The following is a 26,864-nucleotide window of genomic DNA, read 5'->3' on the forward strand; positions in this document are numbered from 1 at the left end:
TCTGCACATTCTTTCCCTCCCCGACCCTCTTCCTATATAACACCCTGCGCACTGTGCCGGTGTATTTGCGGTTAGTATGATCCAGCGACACGCCATGACGTCGGCGTGTCGCTGTCTCATACTCACCACAAATCAGTCGCCGGGCAGTGGGGTGAGCAGAAACCGCCCCACCAGCCCGACGCTCTCGTCGACGCGCTCGACGAACTCCTCGGTCAGCTCCGGCAGTCCGCGCAGCCCCCACAGGGCGCGGAACGCCGCCCACGCGGCGCCCCGCGCCTTGTCCAGGCTCCACGCGCCCACCAGGTGGGTGAGCGGATCGGCCACGTCCAGCAGGTCGGGGCCGGGCATCAGGTCCTCGCGGATCCGCTCCTCGAGACCGGTGAGCAGGGTGCCGACCCGGTCGAAGTCGCCCTCAAGCTCCTCCGGTTCCGCCTTCCGCTCCCGGCAGGTCTCCACCAGCGCGAGGGCCAGGTCATGGCCGATATGCGCGTTCATCCCGGCCAGCGCGAACTGCAGCGGACGGACTCCGGGATGGCGGCGCAGCTGGAACAGCGGCCGCCAGCAGGCGGACGGCCGCCGCCCGGCCGCCGCCGCGTCGACCGCGGTCAGATAGCGGGCGGCGAAGCGCACATCCAGGTCCTGGGTGGCGGCGGGGTCCTGGAAGTAACCGTCCGAGAGCCGGCGGCCGACCTCCTCGGTGACCGCCAGATACACCCGGTTGAAGACCGCCACCCCGTCCCGGGGCGGCAGCGCGGCGCCGAGCGCGCGCATCCGCGCCACGACACCCTCCACGGTCCGCGGCGCGCGCCGCTCGGCCGACGTTGTCATGGACGCAAGCGTCGCAGCCGAGCCGCGGCCCGTCCGGCCGTACGCCGCCGCTTCCCCGAAACGGACTAACGGGACCTCGTCAGAGTGCCCCCGTTACGGGCCTCGTCACAGCGCTCCCGTCACAGCGCCCCCGCGTCGCGGGCCGTCCACAGCGTCGGGTACAGGGGCCGCCAGCCCAGCTCGGCGCGGAGCCGGGCGTTGGAGCACACTCCGAACCAGGGGTCGGGGTCGGTGCGGTCCGCCATGCCCTCCGGCAGCGGAACGCCGTTGACCCGGTGCAGATCCACCGCCGTGACGGGCGCGTCATCGACGATGTTGTACTTCCGCCCGGCCACGCCCGGCGCGGTCAGCAGCCGCACCAGCCCCCGCGCCACATCCGCGTGATGCGCCATCTGCAGCCGCTGATGGCCCGCCCACTGCCCCGCCCACCGCAGCGACTCCGCCAGATGCGGGTCGCCCTCGCCGTATACGAAGGGCAGGCTGCCGATCCGGACGTCGAGCCCGCGCTCGCGGTGCAGCTCAAGCAGCCCCTGCTCGGCCTCGGCCTTGGACGCGGGGTACGCGCCCCACATCTCCCCGCCCGGCACCGACTCGTCGTCCTCCACCAGCGGCCGGCCGCGCCCAAGGCCGTAGACCAGATTGGTGCTGACCTGGACGAAGCGCGAGGCCCCCGCCTCCAGGGCCGCGCGGGCGAGGCCGAGGGCCGCGTCGCGGTTGACCGCCCACGCCTCCTCGTCCGGCGCCCCCCGGAACGCCGCCGCCACATTGACCACCGCGTCCACCCCGGTCAGCGCCTTGCGCACGTCCTGCTCGTCGCGCACATCGCCGACCGCCACCTGCGCGCCCAGCGCGGCGAAGGGCGCGCCCTTCGCCGCGTCGCGCACCAGCACCCGTACCTCGTCGCCGGGCGCGCGCCACTGCAGCAGCCGTGGCGTGAACCGCTGTCCCACCCGGCCGGTCACCCCGGTCACCAACGTCAGCATGTCCTGACTCCTTTTATCAGCTTTTGTCGACTACGACGTTTGTCGGCTCCGACCCTGCGGGAGTCCGCGGCCGACCGGGAGAGCACCGTCGATCCAGGGATTGGCAGACCCTGGATGGGGAGCCGGGGACCGGCGATCCTTGAGGCGTGGACCGCACTCAACTCGCCGACTTCCTGCGCCGCTGCCGCACCCGGCTCTCACCCGCCGACGTCGGGCTCGGCCCGGGCGCGCGCCGCCGCACCCCGGGGCTGCGCCGCGAGGAGGTGGCCCAGCTGACCGGTATGTCCACCGACTACTACACCCGCCTGGAGCAGGCCCGTGGCCCGCGCCCGTCCCGGCAGATGCTGACCGCGCTGGCCCGCGCGCTGCGGCTCACCGACGACGAGCGGGACCACCTCTTCCATCTGGTGGGGGAGGAGCCGCCGCGCGACCGGTCGTCCTCGGGGCATGTGCGGCCAGGTCTGCTGCTGGTCCTGGACCGGCTGTACGACACCCCGGCGATGGTGATCAACGACTGGGGCGAGGTGCTGGCGCAGAACCCGATGGCTGCCGCGCTGTCCGGCGACATCAGCGCCCGGCCGCCGGGACAGCGCAATATGATCCGCCGCTACTTCACCGATCCGGACGCGCGCCGAATCTGCCCGCCCGAGGACCAGGAGGAGCACGCGCGGAACCATGTCGCGAATCTGCGGGCCGTGCTGGCCGCCCGCCCCGACGACCCCGAACCGGCGGCGCTCGTTGCCGAGCTGCGGGCGGCCAGCCAGGAGTTCGCCGCGCTGTGGGAGGCGCACGAGGTCGCGGTGCGCCGCTCGGCGGTCAAACGCTTTCTGCACCCGGTGGTGGGGCTGCTCGAGCTGGAGTGCGAGGTGCTGCTGAGCTCCGAGCACGCCCAGCGGCTCATCGTCCACTCGGCCCGCCCGGGCACCGAGTCGTACGAGCGTCTTGAGCTGCTGCGGGTGGTGGGCCTCCAGGACCTCGCGGCGCGCGGATAGTGCCGCGAGGTTCTACTCAGGCCCTCAGGCTTTGGTGGCGGTCTCGGCCGCCGTCGGCTCGTCGTCGTACGCGCTGGTGCCCGAGTCCAGCAGCGGTTCCTCGCGCTTCATATGGGCCGGGGCCAGAGCGCGCAGCAGGTGGTAGCCGCTGAGCACGACGACCGTGCCCAGCGCGATCCCGCTGAGCTCGAAGTTGTCGCTGACCTTGAGGCCGACCCCGCCGACGCCGATGACCACACCGGCCGCGACCGGCACCAGATTGAGCGGATTGCGCAGATCCACCTTGTTGTGCACCCAGATCTGGGCGCCGAGCAGCCCGATCATGCCGTACAGGATGACGGTGATCCCGCCCAGTACGCCGCCGGGTATCGCCGCGACGATCGCCCCGAACTTGGGGCACAGCCCGAAGAGCAGGGCGAAGCCGGCCGCGGCCCAGTAGGCGGCGGTGGAGTAGACACGGGAGGCCGCCATGACGCCGATGTTCTCGGAGTACGTGGTGTTGGCCGGGCCGCCGACCGCCGTGGAGAGCATGGTGGCCGCGCCGTCCGCCGCGATGGCGGTGCCGAGGGTGTCGTCGAGCGGGTCGCCGGTCATCTCGCCGACCGCCTTCACGTGCCCGGCGTTCTCGGCGATCAGCGCGATGACGACCGGCAGGGCGACCAGGATGGCCGACCACTGGAAGCTGGGCGCGTGGACGGAGGGCAGTCCGATCCAGTCCGCCTTGGACACCCCGGACAGGTCGAGCCGCCAGTGGTCGGTGGCCCGTCCGCTGCCGTCCAGCGAGTGGATCCTGCCGAAGACGCGGTCGAAGAGCCAGGAGATCACATAGCCGAAGACCAGGCCCAGGAAGATCGCGATACGTGACCAGAAGCCGCGCAGACAGACCACGGCGAGACCGGTGAAGAGCATGGTCAGCAGCGCGGTCCACTGGTCGGCGGGCCAGTATGTGTTCGCCGTCACCGGTGCGAGGTTGAAGCCGATCAGCATCACCACCGCGCCCGTGACCACCGGCGGCATCGCCGCGTGGATGATGCGCGCGCCGAACTTGCGGACCGCCAGACCGCTGAGGAACAGCACCCCGCCGACCACGAGAATCGCGCCGGTGATGGCGGCGCTGCCACCGCCCTGCGCCCTGATCACGGCGGCGACGCCGACGAAGGAGAGGCTGCAGCCCAGGTAGCTGGGCACCCGGCCGCGGGTCGCCAGCAGGAACAGGATGGTCGCGACCCCGGACATCATGATCGCGAGATTGGGGTCGAGCCCCATGAGCACCGGGGCCACGAAGCTCGCCCCGAACATCGCCACGACGTGCTGTGCGCCAAGACCCGCCGTCCTGGGCCAGGACAGCCGCTCATCCGGCTTGACGACGGCTCCGGGGGCGGGCGTACGCCCGTCGCCGTGCAGGGTCCAGCGCACGCCGAGGCCCATGGTTGTGCTCCACTTCATTGCTCAGGGGGATCGCAGCAATGTTAGACGGTCGAAAGTGTGTTTCATCCCCCTAAAGATCCTGGAGCCGAGCGATCAAAGATTCTGCAGGTCGGCGATCCGCACGCCCAGCAGATCGCGCAGCGCCCGCTGCCCGTCCTCGCTGACCCGCAGCGCCCGCTGGCTGCCGATCCGCACACACCACCCCGCGTCCAGCGCGTGCCGGCACAGCGCGGCCCCCGCCATGCCCGCCAGATGCGGTCTGCGCTCGGTCCAGTCCAGACAGCTGCGGGCCATCGGCCGGCGGCCGCGCGGCGCGCCCGACAGATCGACGCCCAGGTCCCGGAACCAGACCAGACCGGCGTCGGTCAGCGAGAAGCCCGTCGCGCCCTGCAGCAGCCCCCGCTCCAGCATGGCGTCGGTGATGGCGGTGCCGAGTCGCCCGGCGAGATGGTCGTAGCAGGTCCGGGCCCGCGCCATGGCCGCACCGGCGCCGGCGGCGCCCAGCGTCCGGGGCGCGGGCGGCGGTGCGGCATGGCCGGACAGGTCCTCGATCAGCTGGGCGATCTGCGGCCCCGCCAGCCGTACGTAGCGGTGCCTGCCCTGCCGCTCCTCCGCCAGCAGACCGCCCTCGACCAGCCGGCTCAGATGCTCGCTCGTGGTCGACGGGGCCACCCCGGCGAGCCGTGCCAGCTCCCCGGCGGTCCATGCCCGCCCGTCGAGCAGCGCCAGACAGAACGACGCGCGGGTCTCGTCCGCGAGCAGCGCGGCGAACCGGGCGAGCTGCGGGCCGCGGGAATGGGGCTGGGGCATACGCCCATCATGCGCCCCCGACACTTCGGCCCCGGCCGAACTCACGCCCGGCTGCGCCGCGCCTTTCCCTACCCGCCCCTCCCCTTCCCGGCCTGTGCCGATACGCGGTTCCGCCGCGCGGAGGCAGGCCCCGAGCCGTCCGACGCTTGAGGACCGGGGTCCGGGGCGGAGCCCCGGTTGTGGGAAGGGGCGGGTGGGGGAGAAGCGCCCCGTCAGCGCGGCGCCGCGCTCGACGCCGCCGCGTCCGCGTGGCCGCCGGCCGCCGCCCCCTCGTGCGCCGGCCCGCGCAGCACACCCGCTCCCACCACCAACCCCAGCGTCAGCACCGCCACCACACCGAACGAGGCCGTCAACGAGGTCGCGTCGGCGATCGAGCCCATCGCGGCCGGGGCGATAAGACCCGAGGTGTACGTGATCGTGGCGACGCCCGCGATCGCCTGGCTGGGATTCGGCCCGCTGCGCCCGGCCGCCGCGAAGGCGAGCGGGACGACCACCGCGACGCCGAGGCCGAGCAGGCCGAATCCGGCGATGGCGCGGGCGGGGCCGTTGGCGGTCACGATCAGCACACCGCCGGCCGTGGACAGAACGCCGCCCACCCGTACGGTCCTTACCACGCCGAACCGCCCCACCACCGCGTCGCCGACGAGCCGGGCCGCGGCCATGGTGCAGGAGAAGGCCGTGGTGCAGGCGGCGGCGAGGGCGGGGGAGGAGTCCAGGACGTCCCGCAGATAGACCGCCGACCAGTCCAGGCTCGCGCCCTCGGCGAACACCGCGCAGAAGCCGACCGCGCCGATGATCAGCGCCGAGCGGGGCGGCAGGGCGAAGCGGGGCGGCGGGTGCTCCTCGGGGGCGCTGCGCAGATCGAGCACCCAGTGGCAGACCACCGCGCCGATCACGGTGAGCACGGCGGCGGCGAGGCCGAGATGCAGCCGGGCGTCCGCGTCGGCGTGGGCGGCGAGCGTGCCGGCCGCCGAGCCGAGGAGCGCTCCGACGCTCCACATGCCGTGCAGCCCGGACATGATGGAGCGGCCCAGGCGCGCCTCGATCTCCACGCCGAGGGCGTTCATGGCGACATCGGCCATCCCGGCGGAGGCGCCGTAGACGAACAGCGCGGCGCACAGCCAGACCAGGCCGGGCGCGAGCGGGGGCAGCACCAGCGACAGACACCACAGCGCGATCAGCCCGCGCAGGGCGGCGCGGGCGCCGAAGCGGTGGCTGATCCGCCCGGCCAGGGGCATCGTGACGGAGGCCCCGATCGCGGGGAAGACGAGGGCGAGGCCGAGCAGGCCCGCGCCGAGGTCCAGATGCTCCTGGATCCAGGGGACGCGGGTGGCGAAGTTGCCGGTGACCGCGCCGTGGACGGCGAACACGGTCGCCACGGCGACCCGCGCCCGGCGCAGTGCTTTCGCGTCCGTATCGCTGCCCATACCTGCTGCCCACCCTTCTGGAGCCTTACCGGAAATCTTCTGGAGACGTTCTGAGGACCTTTGGGAGACGCGATTCGACCACGGAAACTATCAGGAAGGCTCCCTGATAGATAGAGTCCATATGAGCGGTGCCTCTGAAAGGATCCCGCCATGACGTCGACGCGCGTGCCCCTGGCGGGCCGTATCGCCTCTCCGAGTACGGCGCGGGCGATCAACGACCGCCTCGCCCTGCACCTCCTCAAGGATGAGGGGCCGCTGACCGCCGGCCAGCTCAAGAACCTGACCGGGCTGTCCCGGCCCACCATCGCGGACCTCGTGGAGCGGCTGCGGGACGCCGGGCTGATCGCGGTGGTGGGGGAGGCGGGCGCCGAGCGCCGAGGGCCCAACGCCCGGGTGTACGGCATCGTCGCCGACAGCGCGCATGTGGCGGGCGTGGACGTCCGCGCGCGGAGCGTGGCGGTGTGCGTGGCCGATCTGCTGGGCAACACCCGCGCCGAGGCGTCGCTGCCGGTCGCCGCCGACGTCGAGCCCGCGCGGGCCGCCGAGGCCACGGTGGACCTGGTGCGGCGCACCGCCCGGGAGGCCGGGGCCGAGCGGCTGCACCACATCGGCATCGGCGCCCCGGGGCTCGTCGACCCGGCGACCGGCGAACTCGCCGCCACCGACGCCCTGCCCCGCTGGCACCGCGAGCTGAGCGCGGCCCTGCACGCCGGCCTCGGGGCGCCGGTGCTGCTGGAGAACGAGGTCAATCTGGCCGCCGTCGCCGAGCAGCGGCTCGGTGTGGTCCGCGACCGGGACACCTTTGTACTGCTGTGGCTGGGCCATGGCGTCGGCGCGGCCGTCGTGCTCGACCGGGTGCTCAGACGCGGGGCCTCCGGGGGGACGGGGGAGATCGGTTTCATGCCGGTGCCGTGGACGTCCGGGCTGCCGTCCGCGACCGCCTGCGACGGCGGTTTCCACTCGCTCGCGGGCAGCCCCGCGGTCTGTGAACTCGCCCGCGACCTGGGGCTGTCGGCCGACCCGGCGGACGACGCGCGCGCGGCGGAGGCGGTCGTACGGGCCGCGGTGGACGAGGGGGAGCGGGGCGAGCCGTTCCTGGACGCGCTCGCGGGCCGGATCGCGGTGGGCGCGGCCGCGGTGTGCGCGGTGCTCGACCCGGGCTGTGTGGTGCTCGGCGGAGAGGTGGGCCGGGCCGGGGGTGCCGACCTGGCGCGCCGCGTGGGGGACAGGCTGCGGGGCATGTCGCCGCTGTGCACCCAGGTGCGGGCCGGGGTGGTGGGCGGCGGTGGAGTGCTGCGCGGCGCGGTCCTGACCGCCACGGACGCCGCCCAGAACCAGCTGTTCGGCGCCCCTTAGCCGGCCTGTCGCTCCAGCCGGTCCGCGTCCCTCAGCCGGTCCGCGGCTCGGTGCCACGCCGCCGCGGAGTTATGCGCGATCTCTTGTCGTGAGCATGGCCTCCGCATAGCCTGGCCCACGATCGCGATCCTGAATTCTGTTCAGATAGCTGATTGGGGTCCCTCGATGGGTGCAACCTCTCCCGTACGTGGGCCGATCGCCCGCGCCGCCGTCGCCCTCTCCGCGCTCCTCGCCGTCCTCGCCCTCCCCGCCGCCCCCTCCGCCCAGGGCGCCGAACCCGCCCGCCATCCGGCCCCGGTGCCCAGGACCGTGGTGCTCGACGGCCCACGGCTGGCCGTGACCAAGGTGAAGCTGCAGTTGGGAGACGTGCGGCTGAAGCGGACCGTACGCGATCTGACCGCCCGGGCCGACCAGTGGATGAACCAGGGCCCCTGGACGGTCACCGACAAGGACCAGGTGCCGCCCAGCGGCGACAAGCACGACTACTTCAGCCAGGCCCCGTACTGGTGGCCCACCCAGCCGAAGACCGAAGACAATCCGTACGGCTGCCCCTATGTTCAGAAGGATGGCCAACGGAACCCCGACGTGGACAAGATGACGGACCGTCCCGAGGTGGGCAAGGTCTTCGAGTCCGCCTATGAGCTCTCCCTGGCCTGGTACTACACGGGCAAGCGCGGTTACGCCGAGCACGCCGCCGAGATCCTGCGCACCTGGTTCGTCGACCCCGCGACCCGGATGAACCCCAGCCTCAACCACGCCCAGTTCATCCCCTGCAAGTACGACGGCCGCTCGATCGGCATCATCGACTTCTCCCAGGGCTTCACCAGCCTGCTGGACGCCGCCGCCATCCTCGACACCGGCGCCCCCGGCTGGACCCGCGGCGACCACACCGGCTTCCGCACCTGGAACAAGCAGTTCCTGGACTGGCTGGTGAACAGCGACTTCGGCAAGGAGGAGAGCGCCGCCGAGAACAACCACGGCACGTTCGCCGATATGCAGATCGCCGCCATCGCCGCCGCCGTGGGCGACCGGGACCTGGCCCGCCAGGTCGTCCGCGAGGCCCGCACCAAGCGCGTGGACGCCCAGATCGCGGCGGACGGCACCCAGCCCGGAGAGCTCTCCCGCACCCGCAGCTTCCACTACTCGACCTTCAACCTCGTCGCCTTCACCCGCCTCGCGGCCGTCGGCAAGCACGTCGGCGTGGACCTGTGGCACTACACGGGGCCGGACGGGGCGAACCTCTTCAAGGCCGTCGACGTACTGCTCCCCGCGGCCACCGGGGCCAAGCCCTGGCCATACCCGGAGCTGGACTTCCGCGCCTACGCGGCGAGCGACATCGTGCACGCGGCGGCCGACGCGGGCGACCGCAAGGCCAAGGCGGCGCTCCCCGCGCTCCAGGCACCGCCCGGCGGCGACCTGTGGGCGCTGCGGCCGGCCGTCGAGCAGCTTGACAGCATCGCCACCACTGGTTGACGGACGGGTGAGGCAAGCCACACTCCCGCGGCCCCAGCTGTGCCGATGTCCCATGGCACACTGGGGCCGTACCAGTGACGTCAGCGCACTCCGGGGTCGGTGAAAATCCGAACCGGCGGTTACAGTCCGCGACCCGTCCGCTGCCAGCGGCCGGTTGACCAGGTGAAATTCCTGGACCGACGGTGAAAGTCCGGATGGGAGGCAGTGCGCGGCGGGAGTAGTGCACCGGTGCGCCGCGCTCGGCGGCCCGCTTTCTGTGGCGGACCGTATCCCGGCCCAGGCGTTCCCCGGTGCCGTCTTTCCGCTTCTGTCATCTCGACAGCCCCGGAGTCCGTGCCCGAAGAGGCAGGAGGACCCGGTGGCCACCACCGCCGAAGCCGAAGCGATGCGCCGTGCCATAGCGCTCGCCGCCCGGGGCCTCGGCCACACCAGCCCCAACCCCGTGGTCGGTTGCGTCATCCTCGACGCCGACGGCCGTACCGCCGGCGAGGGCTGGCACCAGCAGGCCGGCGGACCCCACGCCGAGGTCCACGCCCTGCGCGCGGCCGGCGAGCGGGCCCGTGGCGGCACCGCCGTCGTCACCCTCGAACCCTGCAACCACACCGGCCGCACCGGCCCCTGCGCCCAGGCGCTGCTGGACGCCGGGATCGTCCGCGTCGTGTACGCGGTGGGCGACCCCAACGCCAAGGCCGCCGGCGGGGCCGCCACCCTGGCCGCCGCCGGGACCGCCGTCGAGAGCGGACTCCTCGCCGACCAGGCCGCCGCGGTCAACGAGGCGTGGCTGACCTCGACGCGGTTCGGCCGCCCCTTCGTGCTGTGGAAGTACGCCGCGACCCTGGACGGGCGCAGCGCCGCCGCCGACGGCACCAGCCGGTGGATCACCTCCGCCGAGTCCCGCGCCGATGTGCACCGGCTGCGCGCCGAGTCGGACGCCGTGCTGGTCGGCTCAGGCACCCTGCGCGCCGACGATCCGCACCTCGCCGTACGTGGCCAAGGCGGCGCCCGGCAGCCGCTGCGCGTCGTCCTCGACAGCAAGGCCACCATCGCCCCCGGCGCCCGGGTCCTGGACGGCACCGCACCCACCCTGGTCGCCGTCGCCGAAGACGCCCCCGCCGTACGGCTGGCGGGCGCCGAGACCGTACGGCTGCCACGCGCCGCGTCCGGTCCTGGCCTGGACATCCCCGCGCTGCTCGGCGAGCTCCACGGGCGCGGGGTCCGCTCGGTCCTGCTGGAGGGCGGCCCCACGCTCGCCGGCGCGTTCCTGGCCGCCCGCGCCGTCGACAAGGTCGTCGGCTATCTCGCCCCCGCACTGCTCGGCGCCGGCGCCCCCGCCCTCGCCGACGCCGGAATCACCACCATCACCCGCGCGTTGCGCCTCGAGCTGACCGACGTCACCAGGCTCGGTCCCGACCTGCGCATCACCGCCGTGCCGGCGCCCACCGCCCCTGTCGCACCCGAGGAGAGCTGAATGTTCACCGGAATCGTCGAAGAACTGGGCGAGATCGTCGCCGTCGAGAACCTGGGCGACGCGTCCCGCTTCCTGGTCAGCGGCTCCGTCGTCACCGAAGGCGCCAAGCACGGCGACTCCATCGCCGTCAACGGCGTCTGCCTCACCGTCGTCGACCTCGAGGACGGCCGGTTCTCCGCCGACGTCATGGCCGAGACCCTGAACCGCTCCAGCCTCGGCGCCCTCGCCGTCGGCTCCCGCGTCAACCTGGAGCGCCCGATGGCGCTCGGCGGGCGCCTGGGCGGCCACCTGGTGCAGGGCCACGTCGACGGCACCGGCACCGTCATCGAGCGCAAGCTCTCCGAGCACTGGGAGATCGTCAAGATCTCGCTCCCCGCCGATCTGAGCCGCTATGTCGTCGAGAAGGGCTCCATCACGGTCGACGGCATCAGCCTGACCGTCGTCGACGCGGGCCCCGACTACTTCACCGTCAGCCTCATCCCGACGACCCTCGCCCTGACCACCCTCGGCGTCAAGCAGGCCGGCGACCCCGTCAACCTCGAAGTGGACGTGCTCGCCAAGTACGTCGAGCGGCTGCTGGGCAAGGGCGCGGGCGCCCCGGCCGGCACGGCCGGCACGGACGCCACGGACGAGGAGGCCGTCGCATGACCGCCCCCGTCGGCGACGTCCAGGAGCCCACGAGCAGCAGCAACACCAGGAAGCAGCGACACATGACCCCCGTACAGAGCGTGCAGGCCGTGCCGAGCCCGCAGGGCGCCCCCGAATGGCCCGACGAGCTGTCCCTCGACTCCGTCGAGCGGGCGATCGCCGAGATCGCCGCCGGGCGCCCCGTCGTGGTCGTGGACGACGAGGACCGGGAGAACGAGGGCGACCTCATCGTCGCCGCCGAGAAGGCCACCACCGAGATCGTCGCCTTCATGATGAGCGAGTGCCGCGGGCTGATCTGCGCCACCCTGGACGCCGCCGACCTCGACCGGCTGCGGCTGCCGCAGATGGTCGAGGAGAACTCCGAGTCCATGCGCACCGCCTTCACCGTCTCGGTCGACGCCACCGCCGAACACGGCGTCGGCACCGGCATCTCCGCCGCCGACCGCTCCACCACCCTGCGCCTGCTGGCCGATCCGCACTCCACCCCCGAGGACTTCGCGCGCCCCGGCCATATCTTCCCGCTGCGCCCCCGCGACGGCGGGGTGCTGACCCGCGACGGCCACACCGAGGCCGGCGTCGACCTCGCCCGGCTGGCGGGGCTCCGCCCGGCCGCCGCGATCTGCGAGATCGCGGGCCCCGACGGCACCATGCTGCGCCTGCCCGAACTGGTCGCCTTCGCCCGCCGGAACGGACTGGCGATCATCTCCATCGAGGCCCTGATCGCCTACCGCAGGGCCATCGAGCCCACCGTGCGGCGCGAGGCCGAGACCCGGCTGCCCACCGCCTTCGGCGACTTCCAGGCATACGGCTACCGCTCCACCACCGACGGCGTCGAGCACATCGCCCTCGTCCAGGGCGACATCGGCGACGGCGAGGACGTCCTGGTCCGTATCCACTCCGAGTGCCTGACCGGCGATGTCTTCGGCTCGCAGCGCTGCGACTGCGGCCCCCAGCTGCACGCCTCCCTGGAGCGGATCACCGCCGAGGGCCGCGGCGTGGTGGTCTATCTGCGCGGTCACGAGGGCCGCGGCATCGGGCTGCTGTCCAAGCTGCGCGCATACGAGCTTCAGGAGCTGGGCCGCGACACCCTCGACGCCAACCTCGAACTCGGCCTGCCCGCCGACGCCCGCGACTACGCCGCCGGCGCCCGCATCCTCGCCGACCTCGGTGTGGGCTCGCTGCGCCTGATGACCAACAACCCGGAGAAGACCGCGGCGCTGGTCCGGCACGGGCTGCGGGTCACCGGCCGGGAGCCGATGCCGGTCCAGGCCGGTGAGCACAACCTGCGCTATCTGCGCACCAAGCGCGACCGTATGGGCCACGACCTGCCGTGGCTGGAGAGCGGCCGCCCCCAGCCGATGTCCGCCTGCGGCAACCAGTAGCCGCAGCCCCGTACCCGTAGCCGTCGCCCCAGCGACACCCGTACCCCAAGCGACACCCGCACCAGAGCAACACCCGCACCAAGGAGAGAAGCAGACGTGAGCGGTAAGGGAGCCCCCCAGCTGTCCGTGGAGAACGGCGGAGACCTGCGCGTGGCCGTCGTGGCCGCCCAGTGGCACGCCCAGGTGATGGACGGGCTCGTCGACGGGGCGCGGCGCGCCCTGCGCGAGCTGGGCATCGACGAGCCGACCGTGCTGCGCGTACCGGGCAGCTGGGAGCTGCCGGTGGCCGCCAAGGTCCTCGCCGACCGCGGCTTCGACGCGGTCGTGGCCCTGGGCGTCGTCATCCGCGGCGGCACCCCCCACTTCGACTATGTGTGCCAGGGCGTCACCCAGGGCCTCACCCAGGTCAGCGTGGACACCGGGGTGCCCATCGGCTTCGGCGTGCTGACCTGCGACACCGAGGAGCAGGCCCTGGACCGGGCCGGGCTCGAAGGGTCGAACGAGGACAAGGGCCACGAGGCCGTCACCGCGGCCGTCGCCACCGTCCTCACGCTGCGGTCGGTCGCCTGACCCTGGCGCCGAGCCGGATCGTGCGACCCCAGTAGGATGACGGGCATCATGCCCAAGAAGACGTTCGAGGAGCTCTTCGCCGAGCTTCAGCAGAAGGCCCTCACGGCCGATCCCGCCATCTCCCGCACCGCCGACCTGCTTCAGTCGGGTGTGCACGCCATCGGCAAGAAGGTCGTGGAGGAGGCCGCCGAGGTGTGGATGGCCGCGGAGTACGAGAGCGACGCCGCGGCCGCCGAGGAGATCTCGCAGCTCCTCTACCACCTCCAGGTGATGATGATCGCCCGGGGCCTGACCCTCGACGACGTCTACGCTCACCTCTGAGCACGCCCCACAGCCCCAGCCCTCGCCCACGTAAGGAAAAAGGTCTCATGCTGCGCATCGCCGTCCCCAACAAGGGTTCACTGTCCGAGCCTGCGTCGGCGATGCTCCATGAGGCGGGCTACCGGCAGCGCAAGGACCGCAGGGAACTGGTGCTCGTCGACTCCGAGAACGACGTCGAGTTCTTCTTCCTGCGCCCCCGCGACATCGCTGTGTACGTCGGCTCCGGCCGCCTGGACATCGGCATCACCGGCCGTGATCTGCTGCTCGACTCCGGCTCCCAGGCCGAGGAGATCATGCAGCTGGGCTTCGCCGGTTCCACCTTCCGCTACGCCACCCGGCCCGGTACGGCGAAGGACGTCGGCGAGTTCGGCGGTATGACGGTCGCCACCTCCTTCTCCGGCCTGGTCACCAAGCACCTCGCGGACAACGGCGTGGACGCCGCCGTCGTACACCTCGACGGCGCCGTCGAGACCGCCATCCAGCTCGGTGTGGCCGAGGTCATCGCGGATGTCGTCGAGACCGGCACCACCCTGCGCAACGCCGGTCTGGAGATCATCGGCGAGCCGATCCTGGAGTCCGAGGCCGTCGTCATCCGCCGCACCGGCGCCCCCGCCGACGACCCCAAGGTCCAGCAGTTCCTCCGCCGGATGCAGGGCGTCCTGGTGGCCCGGCGCTACGTGATGATGGACTACGACATCCGCGTCGAGCAGGTGGAGCGGGCCATGGCCCTCACCCCCGGCCTGGAGTCGCCCACCGTCTCCCCGCTGCACCACGAGGGCTGGGTCGCGGTCCGCTCGATGGTCCCCACCAAGGACGCCCAGCGGATCATGGACGAGCTGTACGACCTGGGGGCGCGGGCCATCCTGACCACCGGCATCCACGCCTGCCGCCTCTGAGCCCAGGACATCTGCGCCCCGGACATCCCAGCACCAGACCCGCCGTTCCTCTCACGGAGAGACCCCACGCCACGTGTCCGCCTCTGAGCCGGCGCCCGCGCAGCCCCCTGCCGGGCTCCCCGCCCTCCCTGTCACCTTCCGGCCGACCCGCACCCGGGCCGTCCTGCTGACCGTGGGGGTCGCCCAGGCCGTCGCCCTCAGCGCGATCGCGCTGCTCCTGGAGCGGCTGAGCCCGGGGGAGAAGCTGAGCTTCGTCTTCACCGGTCTGCTGTTCTTCGGTGTGCTGGCGCTGCTCAGCCGGCCCAAGGTGGTCGCCGACGCCGACGGGGTGACCGTGGTCAACCTGACGACCAAGCGCCGGCTGGCGTGGGCGGAGGTCCTGCGGGTCAATCTGCGGTCCGGTGACCCCTGGGTATACCTGGACCTCTCCGACGGCACCAGCCTGGCCGCGATGGGCATCCAGCCCGGTATCGCCAAGGCCCGCGCCATCGACGACGCACGCACTCTGCGGGCGCTCGCCGAGCGGCACGGCACGCACTGAGGCCGCCCGATCGGCCCTGTCCGGGTACCGGGGCCTGCCCGGAAAGCCGGATCCTTGATTACTCTGTTGCGGGGGCGCTGCCAGTGCCCCCGCCCGTACCACCTGTCCGCGCGCCGTTGTGCGCGCCCTGACAGGCCCCTGCGACCCGAGGAGTGACTCCCTCCAGAGATGGACGGATCGTCCTGTAGTACCTGCGCCGCCCCTCATCAACCGATGGCGGCGGCATGAGCACCACCCTGTCCCTCTTGCTGCTCGCCGCAGCACTCGTATTGATCCTCGCCAACGGCTTCTTCGTGGCGGCCGAATTCGGTCTGGTCACCGTCGAGCGGGCGGACGCCGAGCGGGCCGCCGCCGAGGGCGACCGCCGGGCCGGCACCGTCGTCGAGTCCCTGCGCGAGCTGTCCTTCCAGCTCTCCGGCACCCAGCTCGGCATCACCATCACCTCCCTGGTGGTCGGCATGCTCGCGGAGCCGGCGCTCGGTGAGCTGCTGACCCCGCCGCTGACCGCCACCGGGCTGCCGCACGGCGCCGTCTCCGGTGTCGCGGTCGTCCTGGGCATGCTGGTCGCCTCCGCCGTCCAGATGATCGTCGGCGAGCTCGTGCCCAAGAACTGGGCCGTCTCCCGGCCGCTTCAGGTCGCGCGGTTCGTCGCCGGGCCGCAGTACGCCTTCGCGCGCTTCTTCCGCCCGGTCATCGCCCTGCTCAACACGGTCGCCAACCGGCTGGTACGGGCGCTCGGCGTCGAGCCCACCGAGGAGCTGGCCTCCGCCCGCACCCCCGGTGAGCTGGTCTCCCTGGCCCGCCACTCCGCGCGGGCCGGCGCGATCGAGCAGGACACCGCCGACCTGTTCGTACGGACCCTCTCCCTCGGCGACCTGACCGCGCAGCATGTGATGACCCCGCGCGTGCGGGTGAGCGCCCTGCAGTCGTCCGCGACCGCGGAGGATGTGCTCAACCTCACCCGCGCCACCGGTCTTTCCCGCTTCCCCGTCTACCGCGACCGCCTCGACGAGGTGGTCGGCATGGTGCACCTCAAGGACGCCCTCGCGGTGCGCTCGGAGGAGCGGCTGCGCACCTCGGTCGCGCGGATCGCCCAGCCCCCGGTGCTCGTCCCCGAGACGCTGCCCGTCCAGCCGCTCCTGGAGCGGCTGCGCAGCGAGCAGCCGATAGCCGTCGTCGTCGACGAGTACGGCGGTACGGCGGGCGTGGTCACCCTGGAGGACATCGTCGAGGAGCTGGTCGGCGAGGTGCGCGACGAGCACGACGACGAGGCCGCGGACACCCCGGACCTCATGCCGGCCCCGGCCGAGGACGGCCGCCCCGCCTGGGAGGCCGACGGCGGCTGCCGCGTCGACACCCTGCGCCGGATCGGCCTGGAGGCGCCGGACGGGCCGTACGAGACGGTGGCCGGGCTGGTCGCCGACCTCCTCGCGCGGATCCCGGCCGTCGGCGACACCGCCGAGCTGCCCGGCTGGAAGCTCTCGGTCCGGCAGGTCGGACACCACCGGGCCGAGCGGGTGCGGATCATACGCACCGGCACCGGCAGCGGCGCCGAGGCGGCCGCCGCCACCGGCACACTCACGGCAAGCGGCGCCGCCGGCGGCGCCGCGCGGGGGGCGGAACGATGAGCCTGGTCCAACTTCTCTTCGCCGCTCTCCTGGTCCTCGCCAACGGCTTCTTCGTCGGCGCCGAGTTCGCCCTCGTCTCCGTACGCCGCAGCCAGATCGAGCCGCGCGCGGCCGAGGGCTCGGCCCGCGCCCGTACGGTGCTCACCGGCCTGGAGAACCTGCCGCAGATGATGGCGGCCGCGCAGTTCGGCATCACCATCTGCTCGCTGACGCTCGGCGCGGTCGCCGAGCCGACCGTCGCGCATCTGCTGGAGCCGGTCTTCCACGCCGTCCATCTGCCCAGCGGCCTCGTCCACCCCCTCGGCTACGCCATCGCGCTCGCGGTGGTGGTCTGTCTGCACCTGGTCATCGGCGAGATGGTGCCGAAGAACCTGGCCATGGCGGCGCCCGAGAAGACCGCGCTGTGGCTCGGGCCCGGCCTCGTCACCTTCGCCCGGCTGTGCCGGCCGGTCACCGCGCTGCTCGGCGCCTGCGCCCGGCTGGTGCTGCGGCTGTTCCGGGTGGAGCCCAAGGACGAGGTCGAGGCGGTGTTCACCAGTGAGCAGCTGACCCACCTCGTCGAGGACTCCCGGCAGGCCGGGCTGCTCGACCCGGGCGAGCACGAGCGGCTTGCCGACGCCCTGGAGCTGGGCAGCCGCCCGGTCACGGACGTCCTGCTCGACCCGGCGGGCCTGGTCACCGTCGACCCCTCGGTCACGCCCCGGCAGATCGAGGAGCTGACCGTACGGACCGGCTACTCCCGCTTCCCGGTGCGCGGGGCCGGCGGGGCCTTCATGGGCTATCTGCATGTGAAGGACGTCCTGGACCTGGAGGCCCGGGAGCGGGCCGTACCCCAGCATCTGTGGCGCCCGATCGGGACCCTGCGGGCGGAACTGCCGCTGGACGACGCGCTCACCGTGATGCGGCGGGCCGCCTCGCATCTGGCGGCCGTCGCCGACGCTTCGGGCAAGGTGCTGGGGCTCGTCGCCCTGGAGGACGTCCTGGAGATGCTGGTGGGCGAGGTACGCGACCCGGCCCACCGGGGCGGGACCCGCGACCGCGTGGCCGAGCCCCGCGGCGAGCTGGCGCCTTCGGCGCCGTCGGCGCCGTCGGCTTCGGCGGCTTCGGCGGCCTCGGCGGAGGACCCCGCGTCTTCCAAACCCGGGCCTTCCGCAGCCTCCGCGGAGGAGGAGCGGGCGATGGTCGGCTGAGCGTCGCGGCGCCTGCGGCGGGTCACTCCAGCGGCGGGTCCTGCGGGTCGCGGTACATGGGGCCGCGGCCCGAAAGGACCTCGCCGTAGGCCTGCATCAGATCCGGCAGCCGCAGCGTGGCCAGGTCCTCGCGGGTCGGCGCGCCGGTCCAGCCGGACAGCCGCAGATCCCGGTAGGCGCAGCTCTTCTCGTACAGCGTCCGCAGAAACCGCCCGTTGCCCAGCTCGTCGATCCAGCCCTGGTCCACGACGTGTCCGCTGATGGAGCGCAGCTCCTCCACCGCCTCCTCGTCCCACATGTCGCCGTTCTCGGCGGCCAGGACCTCACCGATCCGGGTGAGCTCCAGCGGGCGGTAGCTGGGGAAGTCGACGCGCGTCGTGAAGCGCGAGCCGAGGCCGGGGTTCGCGGCCAGCAGCCGGTCCATGCCCTCGGGGTAGCCGGCCAGGATCACCACGAGGCGGTCGCGGTTGTCCTCGGCGCGCTTGAGCAGCACCTGCAGCGCCTCGTCGCCGTACGCGTCGCCCTTGCTGTAGCCGGAGTTGGACAGGGAGTACGCCTCGTCCACGAACAGCACCCCGCCGAGCGCCGAGTCGATCAGCTCATTGGCCTTCACGGCGGTCTGGCCCAGGTATTCGCCGACGAGATCGGCGCGCCCGGCCTCCACCAGATGGTCGCCGCCCAGCAGTCCGAGCGCGTAGAAGACGCGGCCGAGGATCCGGGCGACCGTGGTCTTGCCGGTGCCGGAGGGGCCGGAGAAGACGAAGTGCCGCTTGGGCGGCTGGACCGGGAGGCCCTGCCCGGCGCGCAGCCGGGCCATATGGAGCTGCGCCGACAGCGCCCGCACCTGCCGTTTGACGGGCTCCAGGCCGACCATGCGCTCCAGCTCCTGCAGCGCGCTCTCCAGCAGGACCGGGTCGGAGGGGCCGGGCTGCGGGGGCACGCCGACCCGCTCGCGCGGGCCGTCGGAGGCCACCACCGGGGAGCTCACCAGCGGCGAGCCCTCCGGATCGGGGCCGGTGGTGCGCAGCTCGCGGCCGTCCGGCGGATCGGCCGTGACCAGCGGGTCGGGGTCGGTGGCGGCGTCGCGGCCCTCGGCGGCATCCTGGCTGCCGAGTCCGGCCAGCGATACGGCGGCCAGATCCGCGGTCTCGTCCAGGCCGTCGCCCTCGGCTATGGCCGCCAGCCGGGCCGAGGTGTCCATGAACGTCGGGTCGATACGGTGCACCGCGCGGTAGAGGGGCAGCGCCGCAGCGCTGCGGCCGGTGCCCTCATGGGCGCGGGCCAGCCAGTAGCGCAGCTCCTTGCGCTGCGGCTGCTCGCTGCGGCAGCGCATCAAGGCGGCGGCGAGCAGCGGTTCGGCCTGGCCGAACATCTCCAGGCGCACCCGGGCCATCCCGCCGAACAGCCCCGCCTCGATGCCCAGTAACGGATCGTCCAGCAGCGGTTCGGTGTGCCGCACCAGCTGCTCCCAGTCCTTGACCAGATACGCCCGGCAGGCGTGCAGAAAGCGCGCCTGCGGATCGGCCTCGACGGGCGGGCAGCCGGCCAGGGCCCGGTCGAGTTCGGGTACGTGGCGGCCGTCGAGCCAGTGGGAGGCGTGCGCGAGCAGCAGGTCCCGGCTGGTCTCCAGCACCGGCTGAACCCACCAGCCCAGCCAGTACCAGGAGTTCAGGGTGCGGTGGTGGCGGGCGCGCTGCTCGCCGAAGCGGTCGCGGTGCCGGTACATGCGCAGCAGCGCGGTCGTGGTGTCGGCGCGGAGCGCGTGCAGGCCGAGCCAGGCGTCGGCCATTCCGGGGTCGTGCCGCACCGCGGCCCGGAACTCGTCCTCGGCCTGCGCGTACGCGCCCATGGTGTAGGCGTCGACGGCGCGCAGCCAGGCGAGATCGGCTGGGGCGTGCGAACTCTGCGTGCCGAAACCCATCACGTCCCCCACAAACCCTGCCCCCGTGGTTGCCGCAGGGGCGGCTGCCCCGTTTTCGCATCGTACCTGCGCAGGCCGCACGGGCCGAGGGTGCCGCACGGCTGTTCGTGTCCAACTTGCCTGGCCGGGCGGCGTGCGCGGGGGCGCACATGGGGCGCGAAAGGCCGGAAGACGCTGGTCACCGAGGGTGAGGGGGGTGCGGAGCAAAAGTGGCGGAAAGGGACTTCGGGAGAGTCGCTGGAGGGGTCCCCAGACAGGACGAAGCCCCCGATCACGGGGGAACAACCGGGGGCTTCGCGTTGTGGGGCGACTCGTACGAGTCGCACATTGAGAACGTAAGACCTGTATGGGCCCCGGGTCAAGCCGAGTTGGGGCGCGCGTCGCGGGTCCGGAGCGCCGATCGGGTGCGGCCCGGACGCTCGCGGTTACGCAGTGTGAGGTCGAGGGGAGGTTCGGACCGCCACGGCAGGCCCCGCCAGCAACTCGTACCCCTCTTTTCGCTGCATTACCAGAGTTTCGGCATACGGGCGCGAAGGGTCCACGGCGAAATGCGCGCGCTCGGCGGGAAGCCAGCCGTCCCAGAATGTGGACAGCTCCGGTCCGTCCCGCAGCTGTCCCCGCCGCCAGGACTCCGCGTCGGGCACCTCCATCCACAGCAGCCGCGCGAGATACGGGCGCAGGGAGCGGCGGCCGGTGCCCACGCCCTCGATCAGCACCACGGGGGCCGGGGCGAGCCGCCGCCGGTCGGCCGCGAAGCGGCGCTCCACCCAGTCGTACGCGGCGTACCGGGCGGCGGCGCCGTGGGCGAAGGGGACGAGGACCTGCTCGCGCAGCCGTCCGGTCCAGGCGAACAGCTCCTCGTGGGTGGCGAGGTCGTCGGTGTGCAGCACGGGGGCGCCGCCGAGCGCCGCCGCCAGCCGCCCGGCGAACGTGGTCTTACCGGACCCCGCGTGCCCGTCCACCGCGACCAGCCGGACCGGCCCGCACGAGGGCGGCAGCGCGCGCAGCCGCCCGGCCAACGCGGCGAGCGCGTCGGGCTCGCCTGGCGTGTCGGTCGTGTCGGGGGCGGCGAGGGGGCCGGGCGGGGCGGTGGCTATGTCGGAGAGGTCCATCGCCGACCACCTTACGGCGGCCGTCCCGGCCCGGTCGCGCCGCCGTTTTCCGGCTCCGCGCACACCCCGCCGTTCCCTCCGTCTCACTCCAATGGTCCACACCAATATTGATGAGGTGCCGCACCGGGAATCACTGGCCTGACACCATTCGCAGCGGCCATAGTTGTGCGACTGTCGCGCACCCGCGGCCCACCCGGACGACGACTGGGGGAACCCCGTATGACCAGATCCGGAGACGGATTCACACCTCGCCGCACCGTGCTCGCCGCCGCCCTCGCCGTCACCTCGGCGACCGCGCTGTCCGCCACGGACGCCGCGGCCGCCGCCACCGAGGCGGTGCGCCCGGCGGCCCGGCCCGCTCGTAGAGCCGCCGCCCCCGCCATCGGCTACCACGGCTGGACCAGCCTCGCCGACTGGCGGGCCGGAGCGGGCGACGGCATCCGCGCCGAGGCCGGAGCCCGCCCCGGCGTGGTCATCTCCCGCCCCGCGGGCACCGCCGACTACACCGATCCGCACACCGGCACCACCGCCGCCTGGGAGTACGCGACCTGGACCTCCCCGATCCACACCCTGGCCCATCCGGCCACCGAGGTGATCGTCTCCTGGAACGCCCGCACCCCCGCCTCCACCTGGATCCAGGCCGAGCTGAAGGGCACCTACTCCGACGGCACCGACACCCCCTGGTATGTGATGGGCCGCTGGACGTCCGGCGACGGCGCCGACTCCATCCGGCGGACCTCGGTCGACGACCAGAGCGACGGCAAGAGCGCGGTGTGGACCGACACCTTCTCCGTCGACGACCCGGCGAGCGGGCTGCGGCTCGCCTCGTACCGGGTGCGGCTCACCCTCTACCGCAAGCCCGGCAGCGGCGTGACACCCAAGGTCTGGCGCGTGGGCGCGATGGGCTCGGACGTCCCCGACCGCTTCGAGGTGCCCGCCTCCACCCCGGGGCCGGCCGGCGGCCGGGAGCTGCCCGTGCCGCGCTACTCGCAGGAGATCCACAAGGGTCAGTACCCGGAGTACGACAACGGCGGCGAGGCGTGGTGCAGCCCCACCTCTTCCCAGATGATCGTCGAGTACTGGGGCCGTAAGCCCACTGCCGACGACCTGGCCTGGGTCAACCCCGACTACGCCGATCCGCAGGTCTGCCACGCCGCCCGGTACACCTTCGACTACCAGTACGAGGGCTGCGGCAACTGGCCGTTCAACGCCGCGTACGCCGCCACGTACCGCGATCTGCAGGGCGTGGTCACCCGGCTCGGCTCGCTGAACGACGCCGAGAAGCTGATCGCCGCCGGTATTCCGGTGATCACCTCCCAGTCCTTCCTCAAGGAGGAGCTGACCGGGGCCGGTTACGGCACCGCGGGCCATCTGATGACCGTGATCGGCTTCACCGCCGACGGCGATGTCATCGCCAACGACCCGGCGTCCGCCGACAACGCGGCGGTCCGCCACGTCTACAAGCGACGCGAGTTCGAGACGATCTGGCTGCGCACCAAGCGCTACAACGCCCAGGGCAAGGTGGCCTCCGGCACCGGGGGCGTGTGCTACCTGTACTTCCCGGCCAAGCCGACCGCGAGCCAGCGCCGGGCCTTGCAGGAGCTGGGCATCCGCTGAGCCCACCGGCGGCGCCCGGCCCCGGCCTGCCCCGGCCCTGCGGTTGCGGCCCCGGGCGCCGTCCTCCGCCCTTCTACGCCCCGCCTCGGCCATGATCCGAGGTGCGGGCGGCCCTCCGGCTGCCCATCCTGGACAGGGGGAGGTCGTCGCCCGCAGCGCGAGGAGGGTGAATGTCCATGGCCACCCAGCCCGAGCCGCCCGCCTGATGACCGGCGAGGCGATCCCGTTCCCGGACCTGTACGGCGAGTTCCCGCGGCTGACCGAGGAGCAGATCGGGTTCAGGGGAGATCCTGTCCTCGCCGGTCGACCGGGTGCGCGTGCTGGTCGCCCGCGACCCCATCATCCGCGCCCACCTGCGCCGCCGCGCCCTGCTGGTCGGCGCGGGCGCCCGGTACCGCCGCCTGGACGTGCCGGGGATCGAGCGCCTGGAGTCCACCGGCGTGCACTACGCGGCCACGGTGTACGAGGCCCAGCAGTGCCGCGCCGGCGAAGAGGCGACGGCGATCCACCACGCCCATGAACACCCCAGCCACTTCGCGACCTCGCCACCCATGCTCCGCCCGGCCCGCCCCTCGAGCCGGACGGTGGACACAACACATCCGCGGATCACCGAGAGGACGGAGGTGATGGGCGATGAGCATGCCCGTCCGACGTACGCGAAACGAGGGCGCGCTGGAGCGTCAGCGCGGCTGGGCCCGCAGCCCGCTGGCCGAATTCGACGATCTGCTCAACCAGATGGGCGGTCTGCTCGAATCCACGGTCGGCGGCACGATGCCGGGCGCCGCCCTGGCGGCCTGGACGCCGTCCGCCGACGTGTCCGAGACCGACGAGTCCTACCACGTGCAGATCGAGCTGCCAGGCGTCAGCCGACAGGACGTCGATGTCGAGGTGAGCGGGCCGGAACTGGCCGTTTCGGGAGAGATCAAGGAACGGGAGAGCAAGGGCGTGCTGCGCCGCACCACGCGCCGTACCGGCCGCTTCGAGTACCGGATGCGGCTGCCGAGCGAAGTGAACACCGAACGCGTCAAGGCGAGCATGTCCGACGGCGTGTTGTCGATCGACGTCCCCAAGGCGGAGACCACCAAGCTCCGCCACATCGAAATCACCGAGGCCGGCGAGAGCGGCGGCCGCTGAGCCCGCCGAAGGAGGCTTCGTCCCGCGGTGGGACCCGCCCCTTCGGGTGTGTTCCGCCGCGGCCGGCGGAACGGCAGAAGGACAACGAGATGGTTGCGACAGGCTTTTCCTCGTTCGACACCATGGTCGACAAGGCCAACCGGCTTCTGAAAGAGATCGAAGAGGCGTACGGCTGGCCCAAGGAGCGCCGCAAGCAGTCGTACGCGGCCCTGCGCGCGGTGCTGCACCATCTGCGGGACCGGCTCCCGGTCGACGAGGCCGTGCAGTTCGGCGCGCAGCTCCCGACCTTGTTGCGGGGGGTCTACTACGACGGGTGGCGGCCCGCGCACACACCGGTGAAGATGAACAGTGAAGAATTCTTCAGACGGGTCCGCGCGGACTTCCCGTACGCGATCGAAGGTGACACCGAGCAATTGGTGCGCACCGTTCTGCAAGCCCTCGAGCATCATGTCAGCGAAGGCGAGTGGAATGATCTGAAGGCGCGGTTGCCGTCGTCGCTGGCCTCCGTCATACCTTAGCGCCGGCGGGTAATTGCCCGGCTCCTCCCGGCTTTTCCGTTCCTGACGCCGAAAATGACCAAGAAGCGGACTAGTGATTTCCACTTCACGCTCCACAACGGACGGTTGATCAGTAATCTCGGCTCAGCAGCGGGTTGCCCTGCCGCTATTCGTCATGCTCCACTTCCCCGAGGACGCGGACGACCCTGAGGGCGGCCCCGGAAGCCGGAAGAGGGCGAGGAAGTGCAGGACGTGTACTGGCGGCCAAAGGGCGACGACGGAGACGACGGAGCGGGCGAGGACGCGGCGGCTCATGGCGGCCGCACCGCGGCGGGGCCCGCGATATGACTTCCGGGCCGGGCGGCGGGCGGAGACCGAGCGACACGGGGGAGAGCACGGCGGCGGATGACGCCCGGATCAGGCGGTTCGCCGAGGTCTGGAGCCGCGCCGTCCACCCGGTGGCGGCGACGACGCTGACCCGTGCCGAATTCGAGGCGCGCCTGGTGCCGCTGGCCCGGCGGCTGAGCGACGCGCTCGGCTCCCAGCCCTTCGACACCGCCCCGGCGTACGAGGTCGGGGCCGCGCTGGTGGGCGCGCAGTGCACCGAACCCGAGGCGCTGCCGGCGATCCTTGGCGCGATCGACGGCCATCTGGTGTCGCACTGCCCGCCCGGCGACCGGACGCCCGAGCCGATGGCCGACCGGACGGCTGAGCCCATGGCCGGGCCCATGGCGGAGGACGAGGCGCGAGCCCGCTGCACCCGGCTCCAGCACGCCCTCGCCGCCGGTTTCGTCCGCGAGCTGAGAAAGCGCGAACGCGATCAGCACGAGGCCATCTCACGCGCCGCCGAGGCCGCCCGCACCGAGGCCGAGAAGGCGCTGCACGCCAGCGAGGCCAGGTTCCAAGCGGTGTTCGAGGGCGCGGTCGTCGGCGTCGGGATCTGCGGCCTCGACGGCGAGATCCTGGTCGTCAACGACGCCATGGCCCGGATGTTCGGCGGTATGGACTTCTTCCGCCCCGGCCGCAACGTCAACGAGTTCGTCCACCCCGACGACGCGCCCGGAGTCCACGAGATCTACCGCGAGTTGGTGACCGGCCGGCGCGAGCACTTCCGCATCGAGAAGCCCCACTACCGCGACGACGGCAGCGTGCTGTGGACCAATCTCACCGTCACCCTGATCCGCGACTCGACCGGCGCCCCGCAGTACCAGCTCACCCTCGCCGAGGACATCACCGAGCACCGGCTGCTGCGCGAGCGGCTGCGCTACGAGGCCACCCACGACGAGCTGACCGGGCTGCCCAACCGCACCCTGTTCCTGGAGCGCCTGGACAACGTGCTGGCCGGCGAGGCAGACGCCGAGCGCTTCGGCGTGTGCTACCTGGACCTGGACGGCTTCAAATCGGTCAACGACAGCCTCGGACACATCGCGGGCGACCGGCTGCTCAAGGCCGTCGCCGAGCGGCTGCGGGACTGCGCGGCCGCCCCCGGCGAGCTGCTGGCACGCGTGGGCGGCGACGAGTTCCTGACCCTGGTCACCGGCCCCACGGCCCAGCAGGACTCCACCGCACTCGCCCGCCGGATGCTCGACGCCCTGGCGGAGCCGGTCCGCGTCGACGGCCGTGAGCTGCTGGTACGCGCCAGCATCGGCGTCGTGGACGGGCTGGCCGGCGAGCTCAGCCGGGCCGAGGTGCTGCGTAGCGCGGACATCACGATGTACCGGGCCAAGGCGGCCGGCGGCAACCGCTTCGAACTCGCCGACGCCGACTCCAACGCCCAGGTCATCGCGCGCCACAGCCTGACCAACGGGCTGCCCGCAGCCCTGGAGCGGGGCGAGTTCTTCATCGAGTACCAGCCCCTGGTGCGGCTGGCCGACGGCACCGTACGCGGCGCCGAGGCGCTTGTCCGCTGGCTCCACCCCAAGCACGGCGTCCTCGGCCCCGACCAGTTCATCCCGCTCGCCGAGGACACCGGGCTGATCGTGCCGCTCGGCCGCTGGGTGCTGGAGCAGGCCGCCCGGCAGGCCCGCGACTGGCGGGACGCCGATGCCGGCGCCGGCGCCGGCGATCAGCTGCGGGTCAACGTCAACCTCTCGCCCTGCCAGCTGAGCCACCCCAGCCTGGTCTCCGACACCGTGGCCGTCCTGGAGGACGCGGGTCTCTGCCCGAGCGCGCTGTGCCTGGAGGTGACGGAGAACGACCTGATCGACGTGGACGAGGACGCGCTGCGCCCGCTGCGTCAACTCGCCGACCTGGGCGTGGACATCGCCCTGGACGACTTCGGCACCGGCTACTCCAACCTCTCGTATCTGCGCCGGCTGCCGGTCTCCACGCTCAAACTCGACCGCTCCTTCACCCGGGGCATGCAGCGGGCCCCGATCGACCCGGTCGACGTCAAGATCGTGGAGGGCATCGTCTCGCTCGCCCATACGCTCGACCTGGCGGTGACGGTGGAGGGCGTGGAGACCGCGGTCCAGGCCGAGTGTCTACGTCGCCTGGGCTGCGACACCGCCCAGGGCTGGTACTACGCCCGCCCCGGCCCGCCCGAGCGCCTGCACACCCTCGCCCTCGCCGACGCGAGCTGACGCGGGGACGCGCCCGCGGCGGGGGGATGGAACAAACCCCCCCCCCCGGGCGGTGGGCTC

General features: G+C 72.6%; 24 protein-coding genes and 1 riboswitch. Of the genes, 16 read left to right on the forward strand and 8 right to left on the reverse strand.

Features of this window, described 5'->3' with window-relative positions:
* Positions 1 to 132: 132 nt before the first annotated feature.
* Complete coding sequence (locus ACWDSL_RS36655; RefSeq protein WP_450492276.1) at positions 133 to 828, reverse strand: DUF5995 family protein; 696 nt, start codon at positions 826 to 828, stop codon at positions 133 to 135.
* Between the two features lie 119 nt (positions 829 to 947).
* A complete protein-coding gene (locus tag ACWDSL_RS36660) occupies positions 948 to 1,811 on the reverse strand; it encodes an NAD-dependent epimerase/dehydratase family protein (RefSeq protein ID WP_450492277.1) in 864 nt (287 codons plus the stop codon).
* A gap of 146 nt (positions 1,812 to 1,957) precedes the next feature.
* Here ACWDSL_RS36660 and ACWDSL_RS36665 point away from each other — a divergent pair, with 146 nt between their 5' ends.
* Positions 1,958 to 2,803, forward strand: coding sequence for a helix-turn-helix transcriptional regulator (locus tag ACWDSL_RS36665; protein WP_450492278.1), 846 nt, complete (start codon positions 1,958 to 1,960; stop codon positions 2,801 to 2,803).
* Positions 2,804 to 2,827: 24 nt separating this feature from the next.
* Here the strand turns inward: ACWDSL_RS36665 and ACWDSL_RS36670 are convergent, their stop codons facing one another.
* From ACWDSL_RS36670 to ACWDSL_RS36680, 3 genes are all read right to left on the reverse strand, one after another.
* Positions 2,828 to 4,231, reverse strand: a complete 1,404-nt coding sequence (locus ACWDSL_RS36670) for a uracil-xanthine permease family protein (protein ID WP_450492279.1) — start codon at positions 4,229 to 4,231, stop codon at positions 2,828 to 2,830.
* Between the two features lie 93 nt (positions 4,232 to 4,324).
* Positions 4,325 to 5,041 carry an ArsR/SmtB family transcription factor gene (locus tag ACWDSL_RS36675; RefSeq protein ID WP_450492280.1) on the reverse strand — a complete coding sequence of 239 codons (717 nt, stop codon included), beginning with the start codon at positions 5,039 to 5,041 and terminating at the stop codon, positions 4,325 to 4,327.
* Between the two features lie 212 nt (positions 5,042 to 5,253).
* Positions 5,254 to 6,468: an MFS transporter gene (locus tag ACWDSL_RS36680; RefSeq protein WP_450492281.1), complete on the reverse strand. Its 1,215-nt coding sequence runs from the start codon at positions 6,466 to 6,468 to the stop codon at positions 5,254 to 5,256.
* A 150-nt stretch (positions 6,469 to 6,618) separates the two neighbouring features.
* Between ACWDSL_RS36680 and ACWDSL_RS36685 the strand changes: the two genes are divergently transcribed.
* The 11 genes from ACWDSL_RS36685 to ACWDSL_RS36735 all read left to right on the forward strand — a co-directional run bounded on the left by ACWDSL_RS36685 (position 6,619) and on the right by ACWDSL_RS36735 (position 17,941).
* Positions 6,619 to 7,824, forward strand: a complete 1,206-nt coding sequence (locus ACWDSL_RS36685) for an ROK family transcriptional regulator (RefSeq protein ID WP_450492282.1) — start codon at positions 6,619 to 6,621, stop codon at positions 7,822 to 7,824.
* A gap of 165 nt (positions 7,825 to 7,989) precedes the next feature.
* Positions 7,990 to 9,297, forward strand: a complete 1,308-nt coding sequence (locus ACWDSL_RS36690) for an alginate lyase family protein (RefSeq protein ID WP_450492283.1) — start codon at positions 7,990 to 7,992, stop codon at positions 9,295 to 9,297.
* An 81-nt stretch (positions 9,298 to 9,378) separates the two neighbouring features.
* Positions 9,379 to 9,509: riboswitch (FMN riboswitch) on the forward strand.
* Between the two features lie 146 nt (positions 9,510 to 9,655).
* Positions 9,656 to 10,765: a bifunctional diaminohydroxyphosphoribosylaminopyrimidine deaminase/5-amino-6-(5-phosphoribosylamino)uracil reductase RibD gene (gene ribD, locus ACWDSL_RS36695; protein WP_450492284.1), complete on the forward strand. Its 1,110-nt coding sequence runs from the start codon at positions 9,656 to 9,658 to the stop codon at positions 10,763 to 10,765.
* Positions 10,766 to 11,413: a riboflavin synthase gene (locus tag ACWDSL_RS36700; protein ID WP_450492285.1), complete on the forward strand. Its 648-nt coding sequence runs from the start codon at positions 10,766 to 10,768 to the stop codon at positions 11,411 to 11,413.
* A gap of 62 nt (positions 11,414 to 11,475) precedes the next feature.
* Positions 11,476 to 12,795: a bifunctional 3,4-dihydroxy-2-butanone-4-phosphate synthase/GTP cyclohydrolase II gene (locus ACWDSL_RS36705; RefSeq protein WP_450492298.1), complete on the forward strand. Its 1,320-nt coding sequence runs from the start codon at positions 11,476 to 11,478 to the stop codon at positions 12,793 to 12,795.
* Between the two features lie 96 nt (positions 12,796 to 12,891).
* On the forward strand, positions 12,892 to 13,365 hold the full coding sequence (gene ribH / locus ACWDSL_RS36710; protein ID WP_450492286.1) for a 6,7-dimethyl-8-ribityllumazine synthase: 474 nt from the start codon (positions 12,892 to 12,894) through the stop codon (positions 13,363 to 13,365).
* A 48-nt stretch (positions 13,366 to 13,413) separates the two neighbouring features.
* Positions 13,414 to 13,686, forward strand: a complete 273-nt coding sequence (locus tag ACWDSL_RS36715; RefSeq protein ID WP_450492287.1) for a phosphoribosyl-ATP diphosphatase — start codon at positions 13,414 to 13,416, stop codon at positions 13,684 to 13,686.
* Between the two features lie 47 nt (positions 13,687 to 13,733).
* A complete protein-coding gene (hisG, locus tag ACWDSL_RS36720) occupies positions 13,734 to 14,582 on the forward strand; it encodes an ATP phosphoribosyltransferase (RefSeq protein WP_450492288.1) in 849 nt (282 codons plus the stop codon).
* 73 nt (positions 14,583 to 14,655) lie between these two features.
* Positions 14,656 to 15,123 (forward strand): PH domain-containing protein, encoded by a 468-nt coding sequence (locus ACWDSL_RS36725; protein WP_450492289.1) that lies wholly within the window; start codon positions 14,656 to 14,658, stop codon positions 15,121 to 15,123.
* A 224-nt stretch (positions 15,124 to 15,347) separates the two neighbouring features.
* On the forward strand, positions 15,348 to 16,751 hold the full coding sequence (locus ACWDSL_RS36730; protein ID WP_450492290.1) for a hemolysin family protein: 1,404 nt from the start codon (positions 15,348 to 15,350) through the stop codon (positions 16,749 to 16,751).
* Positions 16,748 to 17,941 carry a hemolysin family protein gene (locus ACWDSL_RS36735; RefSeq protein ID WP_450492291.1) on the forward strand — a complete coding sequence of 398 codons (1,194 nt, stop codon included), beginning with the start codon at positions 16,748 to 16,750 and terminating at the stop codon, positions 17,939 to 17,941. The genes ACWDSL_RS36730 and ACWDSL_RS36735 overlap by 4 nt, the downstream gene beginning before the upstream one ends.
* A 22-nt stretch (positions 17,942 to 17,963) precedes the next feature.
* Here ACWDSL_RS36735 and ACWDSL_RS36740 read toward each other — a convergent pair whose 3' ends face one another.
* Positions 17,964 to 19,862, reverse strand: a complete 1,899-nt coding sequence (locus ACWDSL_RS36740) for an AAA family ATPase (protein ID WP_450492292.1) — start codon at positions 19,860 to 19,862, stop codon at positions 17,964 to 17,966.
* Positions 19,863 to 20,287: 425 nt separating this feature from the next.
* The gene (locus ACWDSL_RS36745) at positions 20,288 to 20,974 is read right to left on the reverse strand and encodes a uridine kinase family protein (protein ID WP_450492293.1); all 687 of its coding nucleotides are present in this window, start codon (positions 20,972 to 20,974) and stop codon (positions 20,288 to 20,290) included.
* A 219-nt stretch (positions 20,975 to 21,193) separates the two neighbouring features.
* Between ACWDSL_RS36745 and ACWDSL_RS36750 the strand changes: the two genes are divergently transcribed.
* Positions 21,194 to 22,591: a peptidase C39 family protein gene (locus ACWDSL_RS36750; protein ID WP_450492294.1), complete on the forward strand. Its 1,398-nt coding sequence runs from the start codon at positions 21,194 to 21,196 to the stop codon at positions 22,589 to 22,591.
* 278 nt (positions 22,592 to 22,869) lie between these two features.
* On the opposite strand, the gene ACWDSL_RS36755 is transcribed toward ACWDSL_RS36750, so the two are convergent.
* Positions 22,870 to 23,124, reverse strand: a complete 255-nt coding sequence (locus ACWDSL_RS36755; RefSeq protein ID WP_450492295.1) for a hypothetical protein — start codon at positions 23,122 to 23,124, stop codon at positions 22,870 to 22,872.
* Positions 23,125 to 23,224: 100 nt separating this feature from the next.
* On the opposite strand from ACWDSL_RS36755, the gene ACWDSL_RS36760 reads away from it, so the two are divergent.
* The 3 genes from ACWDSL_RS36760 (at position 23,225) to ACWDSL_RS36770 (ending at position 26,804) form a co-directional block, all read left to right on the forward strand.
* A complete protein-coding gene (locus tag ACWDSL_RS36760) occupies positions 23,225 to 23,725 on the forward strand; it encodes an Hsp20/alpha crystallin family protein (protein ID WP_450492296.1) in 501 nt (166 codons plus the stop codon).
* 89 nt (positions 23,726 to 23,814) lie between these two features.
* A complete protein-coding gene (locus ACWDSL_RS36765) occupies positions 23,815 to 24,243 on the forward strand; it encodes a DUF2267 domain-containing protein (protein ID WP_089510307.1) in 429 nt (142 codons plus the stop codon).
* 323 nt (positions 24,244 to 24,566) lie between these two features.
* Positions 24,567 to 26,804 carry a putative bifunctional diguanylate cyclase/phosphodiesterase gene (locus tag ACWDSL_RS36770; protein WP_450492297.1) on the forward strand — a complete coding sequence of 746 codons (2,238 nt, stop codon included), beginning with the start codon at positions 24,567 to 24,569 and terminating at the stop codon, positions 26,802 to 26,804.
* The last annotated feature ends 60 nt before the right edge of the window (positions 26,805 to 26,864 follow it).

Source organism: Streptomyces sp. NPDC000941 (genome assembly GCF_053599555.1).

What these genes read in the sequence shown, in the direction of transcription:
- ACWDSL_RS36680 (WP_450492281.1), bottom strand. Translation starts at nt 6,468, where the DNA reads ATGGGCAGCGATACGGACGCGAAAGCACTGCGCCGGGCGCGGGTCGCC.
- ACWDSL_RS36740 (WP_450492292.1), bottom strand. Translation starts at nt 19,862, where the DNA reads ATGGGTTTCGGCACGCAGAGTTCGCACGCCCCAGCCGATCTCGCCTGG.
- ACWDSL_RS36660 (WP_450492277.1), bottom strand. Translation starts at nt 1,811, where the DNA reads ATGCTGACGTTGGTGACCGGGGTGACCGGCCGGGTGGGACAGCGGTTC.
- ACWDSL_RS36705 (WP_450492298.1), top strand. Translation starts at nt 11,476, where the DNA reads ATGACCCCCGTACAGAGCGTGCAGGCCGTGCCGAGCCCGCAGGGCGCC.
- ACWDSL_RS36730 (WP_450492290.1), top strand. Translation starts at nt 15,348, where the DNA reads ATGAGCACCACCCTGTCCCTCTTGCTGCTCGCCGCAGCACTCGTATTG.
- ACWDSL_RS36700 (WP_450492285.1), top strand. Translation starts at nt 10,766, where the DNA reads ATGTTCACCGGAATCGTCGAAGAACTGGGCGAGATCGTCGCCGTCGAG.
- ACWDSL_RS36750 (WP_450492294.1), top strand. Translation starts at nt 21,194, where the DNA reads ATGACCAGATCCGGAGACGGATTCACACCTCGCCGCACCGTGCTCGCC.
- ACWDSL_RS36760 (WP_450492296.1), top strand. Translation starts at nt 23,225, where the DNA reads ATGAGCATGCCCGTCCGACGTACGCGAAACGAGGGCGCGCTGGAGCGT.
- ACWDSL_RS36675 (WP_450492280.1), bottom strand. Translation starts at nt 5,041, where the DNA reads ATGCCCCAGCCCCATTCCCGCGGCCCGCAGCTCGCCCGGTTCGCCGCG.
- ACWDSL_RS36690 (WP_450492283.1), top strand. Translation starts at nt 7,990, where the DNA reads ATGGGTGCAACCTCTCCCGTACGTGGGCCGATCGCCCGCGCCGCCGTC.
- ACWDSL_RS36670 (WP_450492279.1), bottom strand. Translation starts at nt 4,231, where the DNA reads ATGGGCCTCGGCGTGCGCTGGACCCTGCACGGCGACGGGCGTACGCCC.
- ACWDSL_RS36715 (WP_450492287.1), top strand. Translation starts at nt 13,414, where the DNA reads ATGCCCAAGAAGACGTTCGAGGAGCTCTTCGCCGAGCTTCAGCAGAAG.
- ACWDSL_RS36745 (WP_450492293.1), bottom strand. Translation starts at nt 20,974, where the DNA reads ATGGACCTCTCCGACATAGCCACCGCCCCGCCCGGCCCCCTCGCCGCC.
- ACWDSL_RS36770 (WP_450492297.1), top strand. Translation starts at nt 24,567, where the DNA reads ATGACTTCCGGGCCGGGCGGCGGGCGGAGACCGAGCGACACGGGGGAG.
- ACWDSL_RS36735 (WP_450492291.1), top strand. Translation starts at nt 16,748, where the DNA reads ATGAGCCTGGTCCAACTTCTCTTCGCCGCTCTCCTGGTCCTCGCCAAC.
- hisG (WP_450492288.1), top strand. Translation starts at nt 13,734, where the DNA reads ATGCTGCGCATCGCCGTCCCCAACAAGGGTTCACTGTCCGAGCCTGCG.
- ACWDSL_RS36655 (WP_450492276.1), bottom strand. Translation starts at nt 828, where the DNA reads ATGACAACGTCGGCCGAGCGGCGCGCGCCGCGGACCGTGGAGGGTGTC.
- ACWDSL_RS36765 (WP_089510307.1), top strand. Translation starts at nt 23,815, where the DNA reads ATGGTTGCGACAGGCTTTTCCTCGTTCGACACCATGGTCGACAAGGCC.
- ACWDSL_RS36685 (WP_450492282.1), top strand. Translation starts at nt 6,619, where the DNA reads ATGACGTCGACGCGCGTGCCCCTGGCGGGCCGTATCGCCTCTCCGAGT.